Source organism: Streptomyces sp. NPDC059564, from assembly GCF_042735575.1.
Lineage (GTDB): Bacteria > Actinomycetota > Actinomycetes > Streptomycetales > Streptomycetaceae > Streptomyces.
In genome coordinates this window covers 1-5,115 of record NZ_JBHWBP010000463.1, presented here as the reverse complement: position 1 = coordinate 5,115, position 5,115 = coordinate 1, and the positions used below count along the sequence as shown (strand labels likewise).

Below are 5,115 nucleotides of genomic sequence, written 5' to 3'. Positions count from 1 at the left end.
AGGGCGAGGGGCGCGGGGCGGGCGGCGGCGGAGGCGGCCGGGGAGCGTGACTGGCTGGTGCTCATGCGGTGGGCGTGCCTTTCTTGCCGGAGGGGTCCGCGTCCGCCGGTCCGTCCGTGTCCGGCCAGGTCAGGAAGCCGTACTCCGAGTCGGGGCCGGGCCCGGCGGCGACGGCCCGGTCCACCGCCTCCTCGACGACGGAGGCCAGCAGCGGCGGGGGCACGGCCGCGAGCGGGCTCCAGAACCCCTTGGCCAGCCAGTCGGCTTCCGCGAGGGGCAGCCCCGCCACGGCCCGTAGTTCCACGGGGTCCACGGCGGCCGGGACGGGCGTGATGCGGTGGACGGCGCCCTTGCGGCCCCGGACCGCGGCCACCGGCAGCCCGGCGTCGACCACGGCCCGGTCCGGGTGGGCGATGCGCAGGAGCGGCGCCAGGAGCGCGCCCAGGGCGCTCGCGTCGTGCAGCACCACGACCGGGAGCCGGTCGGGGAGGTCCACGAGGGCGTCGTGGGCGGTGCTCGGGGCCGCCTCCACCAGCACGGCCCGCAGCCGCAGCGGGATGCCGTTGGCCTCCAGGAACACCGCGACGGCGTGGTCGGTGCACAGGATCACGGCCCTGGGGCGGTCCGGCCGGGGCGCCGGGTTCCGCGCGCCGCTCCACGCGTCGTTCACGACACCGCGCGGCAGCCCTCCGTACGCCGTCTGCCAGGACCCGAGCATCATCTGCCGGAAGCGGTCCTCCGGGGGGCTGATCGAGGAACTGGCGGGCCGGGCCCGCGCGTACGGCATGACCCCGGGCACCGGGAGGAGGAGGATGGCGGCGGTCCAGGCGAGGGACGCGAGATGCCCGCCGGTGAGGATGCCGCACACGACGAGCGCGGCGCAGACCGTCAGCCCGGCGAGCCAGCGGATGCCGGGCCGGATCCCGTACCCCTTGCTGGGCCGGGAGGTGAAGCTGGAGGTGCGGGACCGGTACCAGAGCTGGGTGAGGGTCACCTTGAGCCGGCCGTGGCCGGTGGCGGCCTCCGCGCAGCGGCGGATCCGCAGGTCGTGCATGCCCCGGCCGTGGATCTGGGGGTCCAGGGCGAAGCGGCGGTGGCAGTGGGCGCAGACCTGGCCCGTGCGTTCCGTCCGCCTCAGGCCGGTCGAGCAGTGCGGGCAGATCACGGGCCACCCGCCGGGTCCGGGCCGTCCGCGGCCGCCCCGGGCCAGGTCATGAAGCCGACGTCCGCGGCGTGGCGGCGTTCGGCGTCGACGCCGAGGGCCGTCTGTTCGGCGAGCCGGTCGAGGACCGTGAGGAGCCGGACCGGGGGGATGCCGACGAGCGGGAACCGCCAGCCCTTCGCCAGCCACTTCAGCTCTTCCGGGGTGAACGCGCCGAGGTCGGTGAGCCGGCGCATGTCCTGCGCCGTGGGTTTCCGGGCGGGGTCGCGGTACGGAACGGCCTTGGGCAGGCCGCGGACCGTACGCAGCGCCACTCCGGCGTCGGCCACCGGGCGGCCGGGGAGGTTCGCGCGGAGTTGCCGCAGGAGCAGTTCGCCGGGGACGTCGGCGTCGTGGAGGACCAGGACCGGGCCGTGCGGCGGCAGGGCGGGGAGCAGGGCGGTGACCTGCTCGGGGCCCTGGACGAGGGCGATGCCGTGGCGGTCGGGCAGGCCGTCGGCGGTGAGGAAGGCGGCGATGGAGGGATCGGGGCAGACCAGTACGGCGTTCGGGGCCGGCGCGTCGGCGGGCCGCCCCGGCCAGGGGTGGCCGCTGTCGTCGACCACGCCGGGCGGCATCTGCCCGTACACGCGCAGCCATTCGGCGAGCGCCTCGGAGCGGAAGGCCGCGCGGGTCATGGGCGGGATGCCCCGGCCCGCGCCGAGCAGCCGGGCGAGGTGGATGCCGAGCGCGGTGGCCAGCAGGGCTCCGGAGGGGTACAGCATGAACGAGAGCCCGGCGAAGATGCCCCAGAAGCCGAGGAACGCCCCGCCGAGGAGTGCCCCGCGCGCGCATCCGGGTGCGAACCCGCCCTCCCTGAGCCGCTTGCGCGACAGTGCGTACCACAGCTGGCCGGGGGTGATCCGGATGCGGCCCCCGTCCGTGAGGCCGGTGGCGATGCGGCGGACGCGGAGGTCGCTGAGGCGCAGGGAGTTGGTCTTGGGGTCCAGGGCGTAGCGGCGCTTGCAGTGGGAGCAGATGTTGCCGGTGCGTTCCTTGCGGAGCAGGTTGCGTTCGCAGTGCGGGCAGATCACCGGGGGGCCTCCAGGGCGGTCGCCATCCGGCGCAGCCGTGCGGCGAGCCGCTCGCGGACGGTGGTGCCGGCGATGCCGTGGACCCGCTGGGCGCGCTCGATGTCGCGCAGCGCCGCGGCGAGGGTCCGGTAGTCGGTGGCGGTGGTGAGCGTCGGGGAGGTGCGGCCGGCCGGGCCGGGCCGCGCGGCGTTCGCGGTGGCCCGGTGTTCGGCTTCCGCGGCGGTGATCGCGTAGTCCTCGTGGTCGATGCCGTATCCCGTGTTGGCGGCGAGGATCGTCAGCGGGGACCGGCCCCGGTTCACGAAGGAGTGCGGCATCATTTCCGGGATCCGGATCAACATGCCGGGTGTGAGGGGGACTTCGGTGACGCGTCCGCGGTCCGGGTCGTGGAGTCCGCAGGCGGCGTGGCCGAGGCTGAGGACGAAGTGCTCGCCGCCGTGCGCGTGCGGGGTGAAGGCGCTGCGCGGGCCCACCACCCCGAGTTTGACGGTGGCGTTGGAGGGCCGCTCCGGCGAGGTGCCCGCGTCGCCCACGAGGTAGTGGGCGAACTGTCCGTCGTCGATGAACCGCAGGAACTCCCGTTCCGGCCCGAGTTCCCGGGAGCCCTCCCGGTCGGCCAGTACGATGCCGCCGTCCGGCCTCAGGTGGTACAGCTCGACCCCGCCCGGAAGCCCCCGCCCGGCGTGGTCCGGCAGCTCGTCGGGTATCTCGCGCGCTCCGGGTGTGCGGTCGTACGGTCGTGCGGCCATCGCGCCTCCCCCTGACGCCCCGTCGCGCGCTGGACGCGCCTGGCTCGGGCATCGTAAGGCCCTGATCGCGACGAGTGGGAGGACTCGGGGAGTCTGCCGTGCAACCGGCGGATGACCGCGCGGGGGGTGGGCGGGCAGCAGGTGTCCGAGCAGGACGGCCGACTCCCGGAGCGCGAACCGCAGGCCCAGGCAGGCCCGGGGGCCCATGCCGAACGGCAGGCAGCTTCCCGGGCGGGTGGCCACCGATAGCGCGCCGCTCCGCACGGGCGCGCCGACCCGTGGCTCGGAAATGGCCGAACTCGGCCTGAATCCGCCTGCCGTTCGTCTGGCGTATCCGCCATGGTCACGCCAGGCTCCCTGTCCGGTACCCCGGGCACGCTGTGCTGGGGGCGCTCAACCACCCTCAAAACCGCAGAGGTCGTTCCACCATGGCTGAACTGAACCGTCGCCGCTTCCTGCAGCTCGCGGGTGGCGCCGCCGCCCTGACGATGCTCAACGAGAGCATCGCGCGCGCCGCGGCCATCCCCGCGCAGGGGACCACCGGCACCATCGCCGATGTCGAGCACATCGTGGTCCTGATGCAGGAGAACCGTTCCTTCGACCACTACTTCGGCGCCATGCGCGGCGTCCGCGGCTTCGGCGACCCTCGCCCGGTGACCCTGCCCAGCGGCAAGTCCGTCTTCCACCAGTCCAACGGCACCAAGGAGACGCTGCCCTTCCGGCCGCCGTCCGACGACCTCGGCATGGAGTTCCTCCAGGGCCTGAACCACGACTGGGCGGGCGGACAGAGCGCCTTCAACAAGGGCAAGTACGACAACTGGATCCCCGCCAAGACGCCGGCCACCATGGCGTACCTGACGCGTGACGACATCCCGTTCCACTACGCCCTCGCCGACGCGTTCACCGTCTGCGACGCGTACCACTGCTCGTTCATCGGCTCCACCGACCCGAACCGCTACTACCTGTGGTCGGGCCACACCGGCAACGACGGCAAGGGCGGCGGCCCGGTCCTCAACAACGCCGAGGCGGGCTACGGCTGGACCACCTACCCCGAGCGCCTGGAGGCGGCCGGGATCTCCTGGAAGGTCTACCAGGACATCGGCGACGGCCTGAACGCCGGCGGCTCCTGGGGCTGGATCAACGACGCCTACCGCGGCAACTACGGCGACAACTCGCTCCTCTACTTCAACAACTACCGCAACGCCAACCCCGGCGACGCGCTGTACGAGAAGGCCCGGACGGGTACGAACGCCAAGGCCGACGAGGGCTACTTCGACCGGCTCCGCGCCGACGTCGCCGCCGGCACCCTGCCCCAGATCTCGTGGATCGCCGCCCCCGAGGCGTTCAGCGAACACGCGAACTGGCCCTCCAACTACGGCGCCTGGTACATCGCGCAGGTGCTGGACGCCCTCACCTCCAACCCGGACGTGTGGGCCCGTACCGCGCTCTTCATCACCTACGACGAGAACGACGGCTTCTTCGACCACGTCGTCCCGCCCTACGCCCCGGCGAGCGCCGCGCAAGGCCTGTCGACCGTGTCCACCGCCCTGGACGTCTTCCCCGGCAAGCCCGGCTACGTCGCCGGACCGTACGGTCTCGGCCCGCGCGTGCCGATGCTCGTGGTCTCCCCGTGGAGCACCGGCGGCTACTCCTGCTCCGAGACCTTCGACCACACCTCGGTCATCCGCTTCATGGAGCAGCGGTTCGGCGTGACCGAGCCCAACATCTCGCCCTGGCGCCGCGCCGTCTGCGGTGACCTCACCTCCGCGTTCGACTTCGCCCGCAAGGACACCGAGACGGTCCGGCTGCCCGACACCGGCGCCTGGTACCCGCAGGACCGCGAGCGGCACCCCGACTTCCGTGCCACCCCGCCGGCCGAGGGCGTCATGCCGCGCCAGGAGAAGGGCCTGCGTCCCACGCGCGCGCTGAAGTACGCCCCGTACGTGGACGGCGCGGCGCTCGTCGCGGACGGCAAGTTCCGGCTGACGTTCAGCGGTGGCCCGGACCTGGGCGCGCAGTTCTACGTCACCTCCGCCAACCGCACCGACGCCCCCTGGACCTACACGACCGAGGCCGGCAGGTCCCCCCGAGCCCGCTCTCCCCGGAGGGCGGGCTCGGGTGCGTCCTGGCA

General features: G+C 73.7%; 4 protein-coding genes. 1 reads left to right on the top strand and 3 read right to left on the bottom strand.

What is annotated here, in order from left to right; genetic code table 11:
* Positions 1 to 61: 61 nt before the first annotated feature.
* Genes ACFV0Q_RS38205 through ACFV0Q_RS38195 form a run of 3 tightly spaced genes read right to left on the bottom strand, consistent with a single transcriptional unit; the run spans position 62 to position 2,984 of the window.
* Positions 62 to 1,165, bottom strand: coding sequence for a hypothetical protein (locus ACFV0Q_RS38205; protein WP_385012255.1), 1,104 nt, complete (start codon positions 1,163 to 1,165; stop codon positions 62 to 64).
* Positions 1,162 to 2,235, bottom strand: a complete 1,074-nt coding sequence (locus tag ACFV0Q_RS38200) for a hypothetical protein (protein ID WP_385012252.1) — start codon at positions 2,233 to 2,235, stop codon at positions 1,162 to 1,164. Before ACFV0Q_RS38200 ends, ACFV0Q_RS38205 begins: the two co-directional genes overlap by 4 nt.
* Positions 2,232 to 2,984 (bottom strand): cupin domain-containing protein, encoded by a 753-nt coding sequence (locus ACFV0Q_RS38195; RefSeq protein WP_385012256.1) that lies wholly within the window; start codon positions 2,982 to 2,984, stop codon positions 2,232 to 2,234. Before ACFV0Q_RS38195 ends, ACFV0Q_RS38200 begins: the two co-directional genes overlap by 4 nt.
* A gap of 428 nt (positions 2,985 to 3,412) precedes the next feature.
* On the opposite strand from ACFV0Q_RS38195, the gene ACFV0Q_RS38190 reads away from it, so the two are divergent.
* Positions 3,413 to 5,115, top strand: a 1,703-nt coding sequence (locus tag ACFV0Q_RS38190) for a phosphocholine-specific phospholipase C (protein WP_385012250.1), incomplete at its 3' end; no start/stop codon positions are given.